This is a genomic window from Nostoc sp. PA-18-2419, from assembly GCF_005869855.1.
Classification (GTDB): Bacteria; Cyanobacteriota; Cyanobacteriia; order Cyanobacteriales; family Nostocaceae; genus Nostoc.
Genome location: NZ_SZNH01000002.1, coordinates 1 through 20,064 on the forward strand (window position 1 = coordinate 1; position 20,064 = coordinate 20,064).

Here is a 20,064-nt window from a genome sequence, read left to right on the forward strand (position 1 = left end):
TGATATTTCCCACTCACTAGCAATGTGGAAGTAAGTTCGGTATTCCCGCCAATATTGTAAGCAAACTAAAGCTTGGTCTTCCAAGCTTAACTTGTTTGGATAACCTCGTGTTTGCTTCAAATTAGCTGCATCTTTTAACACCTTAATCATTTCATCAAACGTGCGTTGTTGCACCCCAACCAAACGTTTGAACTGCCGATTCGATAACTTTTTTGTTTGCTCGTATCGCATAAGTAGATTGATTCAAGCGACAAAACCCAATATCATACCATAAAATATTTTTGCAAGAGGTCTATTAATAATTCTCTAAAGGACTGACAAAAAATATCTCACTGTTCACAGTCATCACGTTTAGCTAAGTTGAGTTCAATTTCTGTAAAAGCCTCTTGGGGTATAGCTTGCGCTAATTCATCTAGCCTAACTTATAGCTTTACTGATACAGCCAAAATAAGCTTTTTATCCGTTTTGGGGTGACAAGAGCGATTTTATTTTTGTAACTCTTTCACAGCAAGTTTTTTTAGCTTTGCGTGGCGGTAAAATGTGTCTTCGCTATTTTTACCCCTTGTTAGTCTTCACGTCGCCAAAACTTTACTTTAAAACCATCACGAGGACGGGAGAATGGTAGCACTAACCGTTCTAAATTTTGTCCAGGAAGTATTTCCCATTCATAGTCACGAATCAATAACGCAGCAAACAGTCTCATTTCCAGCCTAGCAAACTCTTTGCCTAAACATTCTCGGATTCCACCACCAAAAGGAATATGGCTAAAGACCTTTTGTTTGTCCTGGGTGCGTTCACAAGCAAAACGCTGCGGGTCAAATCTTTCAGGTTGAGCGTAAAGATTCAGGTCTTGATGAGTTTCTTGTATTTGGTAAAAGACATCCCAATTTCTAGGAATATGATATCCACCAAACTCGCTCTCCTCAAGCACTTTACGCGACCCACTGCGAACGACTGGAGGCAGCATCCGTAGAACTTCCTTTAGTACTTGCTCAAGGTAAGTCATTTGCTTAAGATGTTCAGGTGTAAGCAATTGTGTTTGGACAAACTGCGCTTGTTCTAAACGCGCTGCTTGCAAAACCTCTGGATGTTGAGCCAGCAGAAGACATAAGGAAGTTAAGGCTGAGGTTAAAGTTTCATGTCCGGCAACAAGCATTGCTAACACGTTATCTTTGACATCCTCAATACTCAGACGATTTCCATCCTCATCTTGTGCTTGCAACAGAATTCCTAAAACATCACGATAGACAGCAGGTTGTTTTTGACGTTGAACAATCAACTCATCAATTCGCGCAAGAAGCTGCTCTCGCGCACGAACGGCACGCCCAAACTTGCTAAGAGGAAATCGAATCGGAATGGATAATAATCCGTCGCTCCAAGCTTCATAAACTTTTTCCAAGTTTTCATCTGAAGCAGTATCAAGACCTACGAACAACTTACAGGCAATATCAAGTGTATATTTTTTAAGTTCGGGATACCAAGTCAACGTTTTCATGCATTCCCACTGATGCAAATAACGACGGGTCAGGTCTTCCATTGTTATGGCGTACTCAGTTAACGCTCTTGGGACAAAGGCTTGAAGCAACTGTTTACGAAGTGTTTGGTGAGCATTACCCGTCTTCACTCCAATCGAGTTTGCTCCTAGTAACACCTCGAAACTTGTAATATTGGTCATCTCGAATCGCTGACTTTCATTGGTGAATAGAAAACGGGCTGCATCTGCCCCAATTAAGACAATCGTTGGACGACCAAACAGATGAGTTTTAAAAATTGTTCCATACTGCTTTTGTCGCTGCCTAATGAAACGGGCTGGATCTCGCAAATAATTGATAGATTCCCCAATGATGGGCAAACCCAAGCGGCCAGGAGGTAATGGGAGTGTTTGCTGCGTCAAAAGGCTAGCCATGTTTTTCACGCCTTTTATTAAATAAAAAACTTTTATTTACGATACCGTATCGTAAAATATGAAAGAATGTCAACTCAGCAATTCTTTGCAAGTTGTCTAGTTCCTAGTGGCTTAAAATCATAATTGCATGAGTAAACCCGTTAAAAATTCACCCGGACGACCTCGCAACGTTCAATCTCATCAAGCCATTCTGCAAGCAAGTTTGGAACTACTATCAGAAGTAGGATATGAACGTACAAGCATTGACGCAATTGCAGTCCGTGCAGGAGTTAGCAAGCCTACTATCTATCGGCGCTACAAAGGGAAAGAAGAACTTATTGCATCGGCGATAGAGAGTTTTAGAGAAGAAGTTACTATCCCTGACACTGGTCATCTTTGGGATGATATTGATGCTCTGATTGAGAGTGCCGCGCAAATTACGCTTAGTCCTTTGGGACGGCAGACTGTTGCTATGATTATCAGTAGTGCCTCAACTAATCCTCAGTTTGCTCAAATTTATTGGACAAAATATCTGCAACCTCGACGGCAAGCTTTTGCTGTTGTAATTGAACGGGCAAAAGTGAGACATGAAGTCCACGCAGATTTAGACCCTAGTTTAGTTTTTGACACTATGAGTGGAATCATGCTCTATGCACAAATTTTTCAACCTCAGACTGAGGCTTGGGAAGTATATGTTCGTCGTGCTTTGCACCTTTTAATCAAGTAGAACAAAGCTACTTCATTTCACTGATCCCTGAAAATCAAGCCTCTATGGAAGCACCGAAAACTGCTCATGAAAGCGATTATTTCGCGCTGCCCGTCCCAAATTGGCATTGGCCGAGATAAAAACGAAAACGGAAATAGAGGCTGAAAAAGCTTGATTTTTCGTTGCTTATAATCGAGAAAATTATTACTGACTTCTGACCACCTTGGAACGTGTGAACTGTACCAATGCTCTGCGTCGGGAAATCTTTCCAGCGAGATTGTAAACGTTGAGTCAGGGCATTTACCTATTCACTCATCCCCTAGCAATGCTTCTAGCTTGTTTATCAGGTTTTCTAGCTGCTTTGAAATGCGAGGTTCTTTCCATAGCTGACGTTTTTTAATGCGCTGGGTGATATCTTTTAGCCTTTCTACATCCCGTGAAAAGTCAGATACCCTTGACCCAAAGCGATCGCACTGTCAGCCTTAAGATTGTAAACCGATAAGTTTACCGTAGATTATTTAAAAAAATTTTACAGCGCAAGAAATTTTTCAAAAATGGGGCTTAGGCAACATTGCTACCAGGGATAAACACACAAGGATTTGAGTTTTTGTCCAAATTTTGAAAAGATTAAGATTGAAAATTTAATCACAAAGAATATTATGGTAACCGAGCAAGAGCTTCAAGAGATTTTTAACGAATTAGATTTAGATGGTGATGGCAAGGTCAACATTGATGAACTTATTTCAAATAAGAATCAGGCTTTGTACTTATCAACGTTAGCTGAGACCGGAAATTTCAACAATCTGCTAACACAGTATGATTCTGACTCAGACGGTAGCCTTTCCTTTGAAGAATTAAAAACAGCTGTTTCAGCTGTAGGTAATTTAGAAGATTAATCCCCAGTAATCGCCAAGTTACCCACACTATCTAATAACCCAGACGTTAGCCCCAGCATTTTCTCATCACGGAAATCCGGGGGCTTTATTCATTGATCGCACTTACTCATATCTCGGCTCAATACCAGTTAGAGATATAGCTAATCTTCAGTGATGGATTAGACAATGACCGCGATCGCTAGACCAAGGCGCTTCGGTTAAAAAGCGATGTAGCGCGCTCTTGGGGGTTTCCCCCATGAGCGACTGCATCAAGACAGTGGTGTAATCGGTGGTAAGTCACACCTACACCATTAGAAGCGATTTGAAACAGGTTGTTTGTTTCACTTTCACCTAATAATCCCCCTATATAATCTCTAAACTCTCTTTTTTGAGCTTTATGAGTAAACAGATCATCATATCGCTGACACCATCTTTCAAAGCATGGAGTCATGGCTGCGGGGGTAGTTTCTTTCATCAGCTTTTTTCAACGTGAAACCTATGCTGAGATTGCATTATACTCTTTTTCACTCTTAACTTTTATTTAAGTCCCATTAACAAGTCAAGTCTGAACAAGTGCTGCAATTGCAGCCACTAGTTTTGCGGGGTCAACTGGTTTAGTGATATGGAGTTGAAATCCAGCTGTTAAAACCTGTTTTTGGGTAGTTTCTGCGGCATAAGCAGTTAGGGCGATCGCTGGAATCTCTCCACCTTGATGAGCAGGCAGCGATCGCAATTTTTTAATCAAAGTGTAGCCATCAACTTTTGGCATACCCAGATCGCTCAACAGCAGATCTGGTTTTGACTGTACTATTAAAGAAAGTGCTTCGCCCGCGGATGCTGCACTGGTGACGATCGCTCCTTGCTCTTCTAATAGAAAGGCAAGAAACTCCCGCGTATCAGCATCATCATCCACAACTAACAAGCGTAGCCCTTGTAGTGGAGCATAAAGCATACCCAATGGATAAGAATCTTCAGCTATGCTCCGATCTTCCATTTTTAATTCCACGCTCTGCTGCATCACTGGTAGAGAAACTGTAAATGTCGCGCCTTGCCCTTCACCTGGGCTTTGTGCCCAAACTCTACCACCATGTAACTCCACAAGTTGACGCACAATTGCCAAACCAAGTCCTAATCCGCCTGAACTTCGGCTTGTACTACTATCTGCCTGACGGAAATACTCGAATACATGTGGCAGAAAATCAGGATTAATACCTTTACCTGTATCGCAGACTCTTAGTTGTATCTGAGAATCTATTTGCTCTAAGTAGACTTCAACTTGTCCACCGGATGGTGTGAATTTAATGGCATTAGAGAGTAAATTCCAAACAACTTGTTGAAGACGACTACTATCACCTCTGACTTGTCCAATTCCTAGATCCAGATGAAGATTTATTTGAATAGACTTTGCTTCTGCTGCTAATTGCACTGTCTCTAACGCAGCTTCAATAGTAAAAGCAAGATTAACGGTTTCTAAATTAAGTGCTAGCTTGCCTCGAAGAATGCGCGAGATATCCAACAGGTCTTCAATCAACTGAGCCTGTAACACAGCATTTCGTTCGATTGTGTCAATGGCACGTGCAGTAGTAGCTTCGTTTAATGAGCGGTTTTTCAGTAGCTTTGCCCAACCCAAAATGGGATTAAGAGGAGAACGAAGTTCGTGAGAAACAATTGCCAAAAATTCATCTTTGATGCGGTTTGCTACCTCAGCTGCTTGTTGCGCTTTCTGCCGCTCTTGGGCTATTGCTAAGGCTTGGTCTCGTAAGTTTTTATATTCTTGGACTCGAAATGTTAAATCTGTGAAATCTTCAATTGAAAAAAGGGCATAAAACTTATTTTTTTCCAATGCAGACACAGCAGTTACAGTTGTGTGCTGAATGCGATATTTGTTTGGAGATAGCGCCACAGGGATAACATATTGATGCAATTGAGAAGAAAAAATTGCCGGGGGGCCACCTTGAAAAACTTGATCTAAGCGACTAGTATAACGAGGGTGATTCAGATGAGGAAAATATTCATAAATAGAATTTCCTAAAATTTTACTTCTAGAAATTTTTGTCCACTCCTCTAAACAGCAGTTCCAAAATATGACGCTGTAATCTGACTGGATAACAAAAGCTCCTAAAGGAATTTTATCTAAAAGTTTAAATTGTTCATCAGCTTGTTCTATAATATTCATTAGTTTGAACAAATTTTTCAATATTTTTCTTCAGTCCATTTATAATATTATTTATTACATTACTGCCATTTCCTCATTGATTGCATCGATTAGTGCATCAAAAGTGCCGACATGAAATATTAATATAATATCCCCAATAATTTCTAATTGCTCAATGATAAATCGAGCTTGTGCCAGCAAGATTTTAGAATCGCTTTGATCTGTAGGTAATAACAAGTTTTCAATCGTATCTTCTAAGTAAACAGGTATTGTATAGTTAAGATGCTGCTTGAGTACATTACTGAGTGAACCCATTACCCCATTGATCACAATGTTACCAATCTCGCTCAGAGTCCCAATTTTCACTGCATCTAGATCAGCCGATCCTGGTTCTTCACCTGTAAGCACTGCAACTAGTGTTGATGCACTCTCAGTAGGAAAAATCAAACCAGCACCACCAGAAAAAGAACCTGTAAAGCCTAGTCTTACAGATGCCAAGCTATCATCATGAAATCGTGCAGCTAATTCATGATAGGCTTCAGTGGCAGTTAATACTTTTACAAATGGAATTTTCAGACTGATATGAGAGTCTATCATCTCATTTAGTAGACTTGCTGCTCGACCAACTCCAATATTAATCAGCTCTTGCAGCGCATCAAGTTGTTCTGTTGTTACATTCATCGAAACTTATTCCTTAGTATTAACAACTTGCTGGACTGCTGTTCGCAATTCATTTTGTTTTGGTGGTTTATTAATAAAGTTAGCTGCCCCCAGACTATAACTTTGATTGCGTGCCCCTTCTTGAATATCGGCTGAGATGATAATTGTGGGAATTTTTAATTCTTCATCTTGTAGAGCTTGGAGAAATTCAAACCCATTCATCTCTGGCATGAGTAGATCAACTAACACACAATTGGGCTTGTGCTTCTGAACTAATTCTAATCCCTCACGCCCATTAGTTGCTTCTATAAATTCGTAACCATCTACTTGCAGAAATTTTCGGATCATTCTGCGGGAAAAAGCTGCATCGTCAATAATCAAAACTAATGTTGTCATTTGTATCCTTTGATGTTTAAGCTCAATAATTGTTGATTGATGTCAGTCAAATAATATATTTAATAAAATGACTTTTTTACTCTAAAATAATTTAATCCCGTTTATCAATTTAAAAATATTTAATAAATAATTACTTTGACAGTTATTAAATAGTATATAGTATAGATAAAAACAATTAAGTATTTTAAATTTCATCTAAATCAATCCTAGCTGGACCAAGCTAATGCAAAATTGTAGCGTGGTATATCTGTTGCTCCCTCGATTTTTGTCAGACTCATACCTTTTACATATATCTTGAGACATAATTGCTTGACATCAGTTGAGTAGCATTAAAGTCAATAATATTCGAGGAACTGACGCTCGCCTTGTTTACATTTGTAACATTGCTTGCATTCAGTAAAACGATTATTGAAAGTTGGAGTTGTATACCAACGAGGACATTGCATATTGATTATTTTAGCATTACAATAACATTACCTTTTGAGCATGAAAAATCTAAATATTATCTAAAATTAGTAGATTGTTAAGATAAAAAAACTAAATTAGCACGAAGACAAAAGATATAATTTTTAACCGATAAGGCAATGGAGTTAACTGAAATTAACGATGATATAGAAGCATTCCTGATTGAAAGCTATGAAAATCTGAATCAAATTGAACAAGATATTCTCGAGTTAGAAAAAGTATCAGCACAAAAAGAAGCATTGGTTCGGATTTATCGCTCACTCCACACAATTAAAGGAAACTGCGGCTTTTTACCATTTCCTAAATTAGAATCACTTGCTCATGCAGGGGAAAATTTGCTCTCATCTTTACGGACTGGGCAATTAGCAATTACCGCTGCCATCGTTAACGCACTACTGCAAATACTTGATAGCATTCGAGAGATTCTGTTCCAAATTGAAGCGAGTAGGGATGAGGGCGATCGCGATTATTCAGCGCTGATTAAAACTTTAACTCAATTACAGTCAACTGAGCAGCCAACGGTCACATCTGCGGTGAATACGCAAGCCTCACAACCGAATCTAAATACTACAAATAGTGAGGTCGATTTTGATCGCGAATTCCCGGAAGTCTCAATCCTGACAGCATCGGAATCTGCTTTTATCCGAGTCAATGTTAACCAACTAGATCGGGTGATGAACCTCGTGGGTGAACTTGTTTTAACCCGTAATCAGGCGATCGCCTTGAGTACAAAGTTTAAGGATAGTAGCTTTATTGCCACTTGCCAACACCTGAGTCTTTTGACATCCCAGTTGCAGGAAGAGATTGTGAAGACTCGGCTGCAATCAATTAATACCATTTGGCAAAAGTTCCCTCGTGTGACGCGGGATTTAGCGATCGCTTGCGGTAAACAAGTGAAGCTTGACATGGAGGGAGTAGATACTGAACTGGATAAAAGTATTATTGAAGCTATTAAAGACCCCTTGACTCATTTAGTACGCAACTGTATAGATCATGGTATTGAGTCACCAGCCGAGCGGACAACTTGTGGAAAGCCAACTGTGGGACGGTTATTTCTTAGAGCTTTTCATCAAAGCGGCAAAGTCAATATTGAAATTGGCGATGATGGACGGGGAATAGATGTAAAAAAAATTACTCAACGAGCGCAGCAACTTGGTTTATTGAGCGCTGTACCAGCCGCTTCCATGAGTGAGTCAGAAGCGATAAACTTAATTTTCTTACCCGGCTTTTCTTCTGCACCACAAGTGACAAAGCTTTCCGGGCGTGGAGTCGGGATGGATGTTGTCAAGAGCAATATTGAGAAAATTAACGGCACGATTGAAATTGATAGCCAGCAAGGACAAGGAACGACATTCAAAATTAAGATTCCCCTGACTTTAACGATTATTCCAGCATTAATTGTCATCAGTGGCGGCGATCGCTATGCTATTCCCCAAGCAAGTATCCAAGAACTGGTACGTTTAGAAGCACAAGCAATCGAGCAGATTGAGATGTTTTACGACGTACCTGTGTACCGCTTGCGTGAGACTTTGGTGCCATTGGTTTATTTCGATCAAGTATTGCAAATCTCTAATAGTTTTACCAACTTAGAAATGCTCAGTCTAGTAATTGTGCAAGTTGATAACTATCAATTTGGCTTGGTTGTAGACACAATTGAAGACATCCAAGACATTATGGTAAAACCTTTGGGAAAACAGTTAAAAGCGCTATCTTTATTTGCCGGAGCCACTATTTTAGGGGATGGCACAGTTACATTAATTATTGATATTGTTGGTCTAGCAAACCGATCTGGTGTAACCGCCAAAAAGCAGCAGTTATTACTTGAAAATGCAACAAAAGACCAAGACCAAGTTATCCCTCGTCAAACAATATTATTATTTGAGGGGCCGGAAGGCGCTCGCATGGGTATTCCCCTGACGATTGCTTTTCGGCTGCAAGAGATTCTATGTTCTGCGGTAGAGAAAGTGGGTAATCACTATGTCATGCAGTCTTACGGAAAAATTTTGCCACTAATTGACCTCTACAAAGTCTTTTCTGATAATTATCACAATCATCTTGAGGATCTGATTCAGGCAAGTGTGGCACAGACTCTCCCGATAGTGATTGTCTCGCCCTCCTCAGAACTGACTGTTGGACTAGTGGTAGAGCGGATTGTTGACATTGTGGAAGAACCACTGACAATTACAGGTGTGTCTAGTAGACCGGGTGTACTTTTGTGCGCTGTATTTCAGGGTCAAATTACAGAAATCCTTGATATTGAAGCTGTAATTCGGATTGCTAACCCTCATTTGTTGCAATTAATAACTAATGGCTGAACAACTTTGCACATTTTTTCTTAAAGAAGTTTTTTTTGGTATTAACGTGCTACAGGTTCAAGAAGTGATTCGCCCCCAAGCAATAACTCGTATACCTTTAGCTCCAGCAGATATCTGCGGCTTGATTAATTTACGCGGACAAATTATTACTGTAATCGATTTGCAACGCCGCTTAGAAATGGGCGAGCCGCAGACACAATCAAATATAAAACTTGTAGAGCAGCCACCAGGATTTAATATCATTGTCCGTTCTGACGATGAAGTAGTCAGTCTGCTCGTGGATAATGTTGGTGATGTCTTAGAGTTCCCACAGAAGACGTTTCAACCTCCACCCGCAACTTTAAAAGGTAAAATGCTTTCGATGCTAGCAGGAGCTTATCCTCTCCCAGATGGATTTGTGCTAGTTTTAGATGCTGAAAAAATTCTAGATGTTAATTTGATAAATCAGGTTACTGAGTAATTGAGGAGCGCTTGACAATGACTACAAATCGGGCTGCAAAAACAGCCAACTCTAAATCTCCTTTGGAGAATAGTGTCACTTCGTCGAACGATGACGGTGTAATAAAAGAGCAACTGCAAGCGTTATTATTAGCACTTAAAGCCGCAAAAAACGGTGATTTTAGCGTCCGTTTACCTGTGGAAAACAATGAACTGAGTGAAATTGTTTCGGTTTTTAATGAATTGGTAAGTATAAACCAAAACTTTACCCAAGAAATTTCTCGCTTGACATTCGAGATTGGTACTGAAGGGAAGCTCGGTTCTCAAGCTGTGGTTAAAGGAGCGCACGGGAGTTGGCGAGAATTAGTCGATAACTTTAACCAGATGTCTACAAATTTAACAGAGCAGATAAAAAGTATTAATGAAGTCACGGTACTAGTAGCCCAAGGAGATTTATCCAAACAAATTGAGGAAAGCAACGCTGGAGAATTTAAGCAGGTCACGGATAATGCCAATCAGATGATTAGTAGTTTGAGGTCTTCAATCAGACAAATGGCAGAGGTGGCGACAGCAGTTGCGTCCTCATCAGAAGAATTGACCGTAGTCAGCAAAGAAATGACTCAAAACGCTGAAGAAACCGCTCAACAGGCAATCTCCGCATCTGCCTCTGCCGAACAGGTGAGCCAGAATAGCAGTACAATTGTGACTGCTGTAGAACAGATGAATGCCAGCATTCAAGAAATTGCTAAGACCACAATCGAAGGGGCAAAAGTCGCCAATCAAGCAGTTAAAACCGCCGATCGCACGAATCAAACAATTAATAAACTTGGTCAAAGCAGTATCGAAATTGGTAAAGTAATCAAAGTTATTACTGCGATCGCTGGGCAAACAAACCTGCTGGCGCTCAATGCCACAATTGAGGCAGCAAGAGCCGGAGATGCAGGTAGAGGATTTGCTGTAGTCGCAAACGAGGTGAAAGAATTAGCTAAACAAACAGCAAATGCCACTGAAGATATTAGCCAGCGCATTGAAGCGATTCAAACTGATACAACAGCTGCCGTTCAAGCCATTACTCAAATTACTGATATTATCAATCAAATCAACGACTTTCAAAGCACGATCGCAAGCGCTATTGAAGAACAAACAGCAACTACGAATGAAATTAGCCGCAATATTAGTGAAGCTGCAAAAGGAACATCTGATATTGCCAAAAATATCACAGTTGTCGCATTAAATACTCAAAATACGACAGTTGGAACTAGTAATACCTTACAGGCAGCTACAGAATTATCTCGCATGGCAGTAGATTTGCAAAAAGTCGTCAGCCAGTTCATTTATTAGTTTTTTATCCCTAATCTCCAATGCCCAAGATCCGGGTACTAATTGTTGATGATGCGGTACTAGTTCGCAGTCGAGTCAGTAAGATTTTGTCCATCGATCCGGGATTAGAAGTGGTAGGAGTCGCTGCTAACGGTCGCATCGCCCTTGCCAAAATTTCTCAGCTCAATCCCGATGTTGCGATCCTCGATATCGAAATGCCAGAAATGGATGGTTTACAAACTCTGTCTGCTATTCGACAAATTTATCCCCACCTGCCAGTAATTATGTTCAGTACCTCTACGTGGGCTGGGGCTACAGCAACCCTCGAAGCTCTGTCTTTAGGGGCTTCAGATTATGCAACAAAACCCACTAATTTAAAAAGTATAGAGGCGATAAATCAACATATTCAAGAGGATTTAATTCCCAAAATCAAAGTATTTGGTAGAGGAACTACTCCCTTTCCCATACCAAGCAAGATTGGTCATCGAGTTGTTTTTCCCGCTTCTACCAATCTCCACCGAGTAGATGTTGTGGCGATTGGGGTTTCTACTGGCGGCCCTAATGCCCTAACTGTAATGCTTAGAGAGTTTCCAGCCGATTTATCAGTTCCGATCTTGATTGTGCAACATATGCCCCCCATGTTTACGAAACTATTAGCTGAACGATTAGCTTCTAAATGTCAAATCCGAGTGAATGAGGCAATTCCTGGAGCGGTATTAGAACCCGGACAAGCTTGGATTGCACCAGGAGATTTTCATTTGGTCGTACAACGCGATAAAGGTGTAGTTCGACTTGCTACTCATCAAGCACTGAGGGAAAATTCCTGTCGTCCTTCAGTAGATGTTCTGCTGCGCTCTGTAGCAGAGGTTTATGGTGCCGGGGCAATGGCAGTCATCCTCACAGGGATGGGGCAAGATGGGTTACATGGCTGTCAGTGCATCCGCGAAGCAGGAGGACAAGTGCTTGCACAAGACAAAGCTAGTAGCGTGGTGTGGGGAATGCCTGGTTTCGTGGTTAATGCTGGACTGGCGGATGGAATTGTTAGCCTTGACCAAATGCCAAGTGAAATTATGCGCCGAATTCGTTACAATCAAATTCCTAATTCGGGTCTGTAATGAAACAGACTAAGGGTGTGAGTACCAATGATTTTGATTATCTTCGTCAATTAGTTGGCGAGCATACAGCAGTTGTCTTGTCTGCTGAGAAAATCTATTTAGCGGAGTTACACTTACAACCAATTGCAGAATCAACAGGATTCGCTGCCATTGCTGAACTGGTGGCACATCTACAAACTCAACCGTTTAACAATCTTCACGTTCAGACAATCGAAGCGTTAGTCACTAATGAAACCTTATTTTTTCGCGATCGTCACCCTTTTGAAGCCCTCAAACAATACATCCTACCAGAGTTAATCGAAAAACGAGCAATTGAGCGATCGCTAAACATTTGGTGCGCTGGTTGCTCTAATGGACAAGAACCCTACAGCATTGCGATGCTAATTCGCGAACATTTTCCCTTACTTACCAATTGGTCTGTTAGGCTAATTGCTAGCGATTTTTCTACCAAGGTTTTAGCGCGTGCTCAAAAAGGGCATTATAACCAACTTGAAATTAAGCGGGGACTACCTAAAAATCTGCGTGACAAATACTTTCACCGACTAGATAATAGCTGGCAAATAAAGGAGGAAATTCGCCAAATGGCAGAGTTTCATCAGCTCAATCTGATGCAATCTTGGTCATCCCTTCCCGAAATCGATGTGATATTTTTACGCAATGTTTTAATCTACTATGATATAGCGACTAAAAAAGCCTTGCTCACAAAAGTAAAACAGCAATTAAGGACAGATGGCTACCTTTTTCTCGGTAGCGCCGAGACGACTATCAACTTGGATGGCTCGTTCAAGCAGGTTTCATTTAACAAGAGTATCTGCTATCAATTGCACAATGTTTAAGTGAATATTCTTGTTTTTGTAGCAAAAAGTTTTTAAGCATAAAACAGCCATAACCTGACGTGAGTTCGATGGCTCTTTCAGTATTTGCCTAATTTACTCAATCAAAAAACCTCTAACAGATTTTAAGTGAATAAGTAAAAATAAGTTTGTCAGACAATTACTTAGGAAAATCATTGTTATGATTTTCCTAAGGGCAAGAGGGTATACCGAAGCGATCGCTTATTTTACCTCGTAGCACTATTAGACGAGTCAACCGCAGCCACCGGGTTCGGCTGATTTAAGTAATCGTAGACTAATCGGGAAACTTGACGGATAAAGTCTCTTCCCCTGGAGTCTTTATAAGGACGCGTGACGAAAATAGCCGCCAGATACCGCTTACCACTAGGCATAGTTACAAATCCTGCATCGCCGATGAGAAAGCCGATATCTCCGGTTTTGTTGGCGATAACTGCACCTTTCCCCAAACCTGCGGGAAGCAGTGTGTGAATAGTGGTGTGACGCAGAATATCTAAGGCTTGCTCCCGACTTTGTAAAGAAACTAGCTTGTTATTAACTAACAAAGCCAGCACCCGCGCCATGTCTTGAGAACTAGTGGTATTGGTTCCTCTCAAGTCAGCCAAAAGATGCCGAATTACTGTGTCTTTTAGTCCCCAACTGCGAAAGCGCTGATTCAGTTTCGCTGCCCCACCCAAGCGATCAATAATCATGTTGGTGGCGGTATTGTCACTGATGGTAATCATCTTGCTGATGGTTTCTAAAGCCGTGTATTTATTACCAACTCGTTCATACTGCATAGTTCCAGAACCGTTGGTCACTAAGTCACGGCGCATGGTTAGCTTTTCTTCTAGGGTGACTTTACCAGCATCTAAATCTTGGAAAAAGGCGATGAGAATTGGCAGTTTAATCGTACTTGCAGCGGGGAAAACGCGATCGCCTCCAATATCGAGATAATCGCCAGTATCTAAATCTAGAAAAAACATTCCTGTTTTCAGAAAACTGTAGCGACTCATCAAGGCTTTAACTTCAGGTTCGAGTGCTTTCATTGGTGAATGCATAGGAACCACATCTGCAAACAGAGAATTACCCACTGTTGTAGAAGTATTAGCAGAAGTTATTTCTAAAAATTTGGGCTGGGTTGCAGTCAGTGGTACTGGTTGGGGTAACTGTACAGACCAACGATCGGGAGATTGTTGTTGCAGTTTTACTTGTGCTAGGTCGAAGGTGTAACCCGATGCTAAGGTAATTACCATACGGGTAGTCTGTGCATTCAACTGCCCAATACGAATGTCTTGAATTACCGACCCGATTTCGCTCGTCTGTGGATTTCCTGATGTAACTCCAGGCAAATCAATTACCAGACGGGTAGGATTTGTCAGTAGTTGGATTTTAGGTTGAACATTTACATCTGTAGTGAAATCTAGATGATTGTCATTGGGATCGAAATGCCAATTGGCGATCGCCGCAGCTTTGACACTAGAGCCAAACAGGAACAAACTCAAAAAGCTAGGTAGAAGCCAGCTTGCTTTTAAAATCATTTCTTTGTGTGTGAGGAGCATTAGTGATTGCTTTTCGTGTGATGAAAATTCATGAACCAGCAAAAGCCGCTCACCATTAAAGCACACTTATAAAAAGTTTTGTAAATTATTAAAAATCGCAAATAGTATCGGTTAAGAATATTTAATTTTACTAGTATATTTCCTGAGGTATTATTTTATAATACTTTAAATTAATAAGTATTATTTCGGATAATTTTCCTATAATCCAGAAAAAGATTTAATTCAGACGTAGCAAAATTTAGAATTACTTCCACACTATATAAGAATAAATAGTAAAAATTTTTACTTTATTTGAGTTACAAAGCAGTAGATTTTATGAGACTTTATACAATTAAAAAATTAAATTTATGGAAAATTTGTATACTAACTTCTATCATTAGCCTGATCCTCAGCAGTTGTACGCCTCAGAAAAGAGCGATGCTGCGAGTAACTGCACAGAATTTTCGCGATCGCGCTGCTGATGCTATTACATCTGTCAAAAAAATCTACCAACTTAATGATTTACCCAGAGATGATAATTTAGTTGTTGAACGATTACTGAACGAGCCTGGTATTGAATTCGGAATACCTCGAGAAGTCAATCGAATTATCCCAGTTACTACGCCATCAACGCCAGTTGAAACTTGATTCTACGACATCTACAAGTCAGAATCGATTGCGTGATTCCTTACGTCGTTATCAACAGCGTAAGCAGCTTTAGCCTCCCGTTCCAAATTTTCATGCTATCAAGCTTAGAATAAAAGCGGTGTTAACTTATGATATTAAATTGGAATGCTTTACAGAATGGAGTGGTTCATAAAAGTCCTTATTATTGGATGCACTTTGAAAATATTATCGACGAGGACGCATCTAAAGAGCTGATCCAAAGCTTCCCAAGTGTAGAACTGTTTCTAGAAAGAGATGATGGTTGGTTTTGTAACCCAGATTTTGTAAAAGGGGAAATCATAGAGGAAAACTCTGGGTGGTATAGTAACCCTGACAAGGGAATGGTAAGTTTTCCGATTCAATATCTAAGTGAGATTTGGCAGAAACTAATCGTTGAAGAACTGTGGTCACCTGCTTATCGAAAAATCATGGAAGAATTGTCAGGATTGAGCTTAGAAAACCACAGTTTGATTGCATCGTTTCAACGCCGGCATTCCAGACCTGTACAATCTTTTCTTCCTCACACTGATGCTGAACACAAGACCTTGACTCATCTATTGTATTTACACGAACAATGGCCTGTGGAGTGGGGGGGTGGCTTCTGTGTATTATCTAGTAACCAACCCGAATCAGTCGTTTATGAAAATCCTCCTGTGATTAACTCTTCAGTAGCCATAGTTCGCTCTGATAACTCCTGGCATCGGATAACCCCAATCTCACCAATGGCGGCATATCATCGCTTAAGTTTACAGATTATATTTGCAGCACCTAAGTCCTAAGATATTTATTTGCTTGATATCAGCATCAGTAATATTTGTCAAAGTTTTATCACCAAAAATATTGGTATTGCGCGTCATAGTTGGTATTGTATTAGGATTCCTGTTGCTAAAAGATAAAGGCTGATTGCTAATGCGATCACCATATCTTTTGCATATTTTGTCGCGTGCTGACTTGAAAGCGAATAGCAAATTGTGAGGGGTAATAGTGGTTTTGGAAAAACTTTCTATGTTGTTTTGGCAGTGTGTTTTATTAACTGCCTCAATTGTAACGTATACTCATCCTGTTCTAGCCCAGCAGATAGCAAATGGGACCTCTAGGCAACTGTCACTCCAACAGACAGCAGCTAATCAAGTTGAACTCAGTCATCAGATTTTGAACCTTAACGATATACAATCTCCTCTTAAGAGCGCGACATCCTTATTAAGGACACCGCGTCAGCAAAACTCTGTCCCCGAACTTAGCCTAGCACTAACTCCGGTGATGTTGGTAACAGATGTGAAAGTAAATACCACGAATAAAGGGATAGAGGTAATTTTAGTCACGCCCAATTCTCAGAAATTGTTTGTTTCTGGAAGAACTGAAGGTAATTCCTATATTGCAGAGATTAAAAATGCCCAGTTGCAATTGGCTGGTGGGAATTTTCGACAAGAGAAACCAGCAGCAGGCATTGCCAATGTGATAGTTGCACCTGTAGATGGCAATACACTGCGCTTAACAGTGACTGGAGAAACAGCAGTACCAGTAGTTGAGTTGTTTGATAGCCAAACTGAGGGGTTGGTATTTGGAGTCACTCCGAGTGCAACAACTGCACAACAACCAACGCCGTCACAGCAGACAAAGCCGGAGAACCAACCAGAAATTGAATTAGAAGTGACTGCTCCACCAGACACCGATTATCGCGTCCCTGATACTACTACAGGAACAAGAACTCTGACACCAAACCGAGATATTCCCCAAACGGTTCAAGTAGTCCCAAGAGCAGTAATTGAAGACCAAGCAGACAAACGCGTTGGTGATGTGCTGAGAAATCTTGGTATTGGTCAGAACTCGGAACCAAGCCGCCTTGGTGAGAGTGTGATTATTCGCGGTTTCGATGTTGAGGCTTCAAATAGTCTTAGAGATGGCTTGAGAGATAACCTCACTAGTTTTATTGGCACTCCATTTCAAAATGACCTTGCCAACATAGAACGTATAGAAGTGTTGAAAGGACCAGCCTCGGTACTTTACGGTAATGGCTCGCCAGGCGGTGTGTATAATTTAGTGACTAAACAGCCCTTGAGTACACCCTACTACTCAATAGAGGGTAATGTCGGTAGTTATAGCTTATATAAATCCTCTATAGATTTCACAGGTCCTCTGACGAGTGATAAAAAGCTGTTGTATCGCTTCAATGCAGATTACGAAAATTCCGGCAGCTATATCAATAATGTATACGCAGAGCGGACTTTCTTTGCACCCGTGATTACTTGGCAGCCGAGTCGTGACACAAAGTTGACTGTATCCGGGGAGTATCTCAATTCACGACAAGCGGAACTCTCCCCTCTGGGTTTACCCGCGATTGGCACAATACTACCAAATCCAAATGGCAAGATTCCTCCTAACACCTATGTGGGAGATCCGACGCAAGACAGAGAGAAGGTGACAGTAGGACGAGCCGGCTACAGATTTGAGCATAATTTTAGCGATCGGTGGTCTTTGTACAATAGCTTTAGCTATGCGTTTGTAGAGCGACCTTATACTACTAACGTCACACCAACTAGTTTAGAGGCAGATAACCGTACTGTTGATCGCTTTGAGCAGATTTGGGGTCCGACTAGCGTCAGCAACCTTTCTCAAGATACTCATGTGGTGGGTAAGTTCAAAACTGGTTTTCTAGAACACCAATTGCTCATCGGCGTTGATTGGTATCAACGTATCGTTTCACCTTTCAGTTTTATAATCCGAACTTTTCCGACGATTGACATTTACAATCCAGTTTATGGACAGATACCAGGAGATATTTTGGGCGGTCGCAAAGATAAGGAAAGAATCGATGACTTAGGAATTTATTTTCAAGACCAATTAGCGATCGCACCTAACTTGAAGTTGGTCTTGGGTGGACGTGGTGACTTTGAGGAGCAAAAGATCCTGACCTTTGACCCCTCAAGTATAACCGCCCAATCCAATTCAGCGTTTAGCCCACGCTTAGGCATTGTCTATCAACCGATTCCACCTGTTTCACTCTACGCCAGCTATAGTCGCTCGTTCGATCAAGTTTTGGGTACAGATGTCAACAACAATCCCTTTGAACCTACACGCGGTACTCAGTATGAAGTTGGAGTCAAAACCGACTTGCTCGATAATAAACTTTCTGCAACACTCGCTTTGTACCAACTCACTCAAAGCAACATTGTAACAACAGATCCCAACGATCCCACCTATGGTATCCAAGTTGGTGAGCAGAGAAGCAGAGGTGTTGAGCTATTTTTCACCGGGGAACTTGCCCCAGGATGGAATATTATTGCTGCTTACAACTATACTGATGGTCGTGTGATTCGTGACAACACTTTTAAAGTTGGAAGTTTACTTACTAATACTCCAGAAAATAGCGCTTCTTTGTGGACAACTTATATTATCCCTAAAGGTAAATTGCAAGGTTTCGGGGGTGGATTGGGTGTGTTCTATTTTGGGGACAGGCAAGGTGATTTGACCAACACTTACACGTTGCCGAGTTATGTTCGCACCGATGCTGCTTTATACTACCGCCACAATCAATTCCAGGCAGCACTCAATTTCCAAAATTTGTTTGATGTTCTTTATTACCAAGGCGCGTACAATTTTAATCGTGTTTTTCGAGGTGAACCTTTCGAGGTAGAGGCAACTTTAAAGTGGCAATTGTAAAAGTAACAATCATGCAAAAGTGGCTATCTTTAATGGCATTGTTACTACTTTTATTTTTGTATAGTTGTAACTTGTGGACGTTACCAGCTAACAAAGATTATCTGTCAACTAAATCACCCGATAAAACAAGTATGCGCGTGGTCAAACACGTCATGGGTGAAACTATGGTTCCTACCCATCCACAACGGGTTGCTGTTTTGGTTCCCGCTTTACTAGAACCTACTTTTGCTTTGGGAATTAAGCCCATTGCTGCCTCAAAAGATGCTGTAGATGATTTACAGCAATTAGTAGGCAAGCTTAAAGGTATTGAAGATATTGGTTTTGAATCACCGAATCTGGAGAAACTTTTACGAATCAAGCCAGACTTGATTTTAGGCTTAAGTTCTCATCAAGACATCTACAGTCTGTTGTCTCACATTGCGCCTACAGTTTTAGGTACTTTTGACTCAAATGCACCGTGGAAAGGGTTCTTAACTTTTACAGCCGACGCTTTGGGAAAAACTGACTTAGCACAGCAGTTAATGACTAACTATTATGCACGTTTAGCACAGTTGAGAGCTTCTATGAATCAGCGTACTGTCGTATCAGTAGTTGAATTACGTAGTGATGGACTTTTCCTACCTGAAAAGGCTTCTTTTGAGGGAGAAGTTTTCCGCGATGCTGGTATTAAACGTCCGCCAAATCAGTTACTCAGTTTTGAAACAAGCATTCGCTTGCGTTTAGGAGGACGCTATGCTTTTCTTCCTATATCTGAGGAACTTTTGCACGAAGTTGATGGAGATATCCTATTTCTAGTTAAAGATTGGTCAGCAGCGAGTCCAAATCTTAAATCAATACAACAGCATTTACTGACATCGCCACTATGGCATAAGTTAAAGGTTGTACAGCGCTCAAAGGTCTACGAAGTTGGCTCTTACTGGCGTGGTATGGGTCCAATTTCCGCAAACCTAATTATAGATGATTTAGTCCGATATTTAACAAAACCTATAAAATCAACTTAATCTGTCATCCGAATATTTTTTTAATTGGAAGTCCCT

Annotated in this window: 17 protein-coding genes and 1 pseudogene; 11 read left to right on the forward strand and 7 right to left on the reverse strand. The window is 40.8% G+C overall.

The features are described from left to right. On the reverse strand, positions 1-231 hold a 231-nt coding region (locus tag FCR06_RS01890), incomplete at its 3' end, for a helix-turn-helix domain-containing protein (protein WP_138497177.1). Positions 232-565: 334 nt separating this feature from the next. Then, a complete protein-coding gene (locus tag FCR06_RS01895; RefSeq protein WP_138497178.1) occupies positions 566-1,906 on the reverse strand; it encodes a cytochrome P450 in 1,341 nt (446 codons plus the stop codon). 127 nt (positions 1,907-2,033) lie between these two features. On the opposite strand from FCR06_RS01895, the gene FCR06_RS01900 reads away from it, so the two are divergent. Beyond that, positions 2,034-2,612 carry a TetR/AcrR family transcriptional regulator gene (locus tag FCR06_RS01900; RefSeq protein WP_138497179.1) on the forward strand — a complete coding sequence of 193 codons (579 nt, stop codon included), beginning with the start codon at positions 2,034-2,036 and terminating at the stop codon, positions 2,610-2,612. A gap of 578 nt (positions 2,613-3,190) precedes the next feature. Continuing rightward, the gene (locus FCR06_RS01910) at positions 3,191-3,487 is read left to right on the forward strand and encodes an EF-hand domain-containing protein (RefSeq protein ID WP_223280012.1); all 297 of its coding nucleotides are present in this window, start codon (positions 3,191-3,193) and stop codon (positions 3,485-3,487) included. A gap of 250 nt (positions 3,488-3,737) precedes the next feature. Here the strand turns inward: FCR06_RS01910 and FCR06_RS01915 are convergent. From FCR06_RS01915 to FCR06_RS01930, 4 genes and pseudogenes are all read right to left on the reverse strand, one after another. Then, positions 3,738-3,941: pseudogene (locus tag FCR06_RS01915) on the reverse strand (IS701 family transposase); the annotation flags it as partial. Between the two features lie 84 nt (positions 3,942-4,025). Further along, a complete protein-coding gene (locus FCR06_RS01920; RefSeq protein WP_138497181.1) occupies positions 4,026-5,642 on the reverse strand; it encodes an ATP-binding protein in 1,617 nt (538 codons plus the stop codon). Positions 5,643-5,696: 54 nt separating this feature from the next. Further along, a complete protein-coding gene (locus FCR06_RS01925; RefSeq protein WP_138497182.1) occupies positions 5,697-6,302 on the reverse strand; it encodes a chemotaxis protein CheX in 606 nt (201 codons plus the stop codon). A gap of 6 nt (positions 6,303-6,308) precedes the next feature. Next, positions 6,309-6,677, reverse strand: coding sequence for a response regulator (locus FCR06_RS01930; protein WP_138497183.1), 369 nt, complete (start codon positions 6,675-6,677; stop codon positions 6,309-6,311). A 584-nt stretch (positions 6,678-7,261) separates the two neighbouring features. Here FCR06_RS01930 and FCR06_RS01935 point away from each other — a divergent pair. The 5 genes from FCR06_RS01935 to FCR06_RS01955 are packed head-to-tail and all read left to right on the forward strand — an operon-like array spanning position 7,262 to position 13,166. Further along, positions 7,262-9,457 carry a chemotaxis protein CheA gene (locus tag FCR06_RS01935; RefSeq protein WP_138497184.1) on the forward strand — a complete coding sequence of 732 codons (2,196 nt, stop codon included), beginning with the start codon at positions 7,262-7,264 and terminating at the stop codon, positions 9,455-9,457. Beyond that, entirely contained in the window at positions 9,450-9,917 is a 468-nt protein-coding gene (locus FCR06_RS01940) for a chemotaxis protein CheW (RefSeq protein WP_138497185.1), read from the forward strand. Before FCR06_RS01935 ends, FCR06_RS01940 begins: the two co-directional genes overlap by 8 nt. A gap of 17 nt (positions 9,918-9,934) precedes the next feature. Next, positions 9,935-11,236 (forward strand): methyl-accepting chemotaxis protein, encoded by a 1,302-nt coding sequence (locus FCR06_RS01945; RefSeq protein ID WP_138497186.1) that lies wholly within the window; start codon positions 9,935-9,937, stop codon positions 11,234-11,236. Between the two features lie 20 nt (positions 11,237-11,256). Continuing rightward, positions 11,257-12,330, forward strand: a complete 1,074-nt coding sequence (locus tag FCR06_RS01950; protein ID WP_138497187.1) for a chemotaxis response regulator protein-glutamate methylesterase — start codon at positions 11,257-11,259, stop codon at positions 12,328-12,330. Further along, positions 12,330-13,166, forward strand: a complete 837-nt coding sequence (locus tag FCR06_RS01955; protein ID WP_138497188.1) for a CheR family methyltransferase — start codon at positions 12,330-12,332, stop codon at positions 13,164-13,166. The genes FCR06_RS01950 and FCR06_RS01955 overlap by 1 nt, the downstream gene beginning before the upstream one ends. Before the next feature lie 224 nt (positions 13,167-13,390). Here the strand turns inward: FCR06_RS01955 and FCR06_RS01960 are convergent, their stop codons facing one another. Continuing rightward, positions 13,391-14,722, reverse strand: a complete 1,332-nt coding sequence (locus FCR06_RS01960) for a serine hydrolase (protein WP_138497189.1) — start codon at positions 14,720-14,722, stop codon at positions 13,391-13,393. A gap of 315 nt (positions 14,723-15,037) precedes the next feature. Here FCR06_RS01960 and FCR06_RS01965 point away from each other — a divergent pair, with 315 nt between their 5' ends. The 4 genes from FCR06_RS01965 to FCR06_RS01980 all read left to right on the forward strand — a co-directional run bounded on the left by FCR06_RS01965 (position 15,038) and on the right by FCR06_RS01980 (position 20,028). Beyond that, positions 15,038-15,349 (forward strand): hypothetical protein, encoded by a 312-nt coding sequence (locus tag FCR06_RS01965; RefSeq protein ID WP_138497190.1) that lies wholly within the window; start codon positions 15,038-15,040, stop codon positions 15,347-15,349. A gap of 128 nt (positions 15,350-15,477) precedes the next feature. Beyond that, positions 15,478-16,146 carry a 2OG-Fe(II) oxygenase gene (locus FCR06_RS01970; RefSeq protein ID WP_138497191.1) on the forward strand — a complete coding sequence of 223 codons (669 nt, stop codon included), beginning with the start codon at positions 15,478-15,480 and terminating at the stop codon, positions 16,144-16,146. 226 nt (positions 16,147-16,372) lie between these two features. After that, positions 16,373-19,027, forward strand: a complete 2,655-nt coding sequence (locus FCR06_RS01975) for a TonB-dependent siderophore receptor (RefSeq protein ID WP_138497192.1) — start codon at positions 16,373-16,375, stop codon at positions 19,025-19,027. Next, positions 19,015-20,028 (forward strand): iron-siderophore ABC transporter substrate-binding protein, encoded by a 1,014-nt coding sequence (locus FCR06_RS01980; protein WP_138497193.1) that lies wholly within the window; start codon positions 19,015-19,017, stop codon positions 20,026-20,028. Before FCR06_RS01975 ends, FCR06_RS01980 begins: the two co-directional genes overlap by 13 nt. The last annotated feature ends 36 nt before the right edge of the window (positions 20,029-20,064 follow it).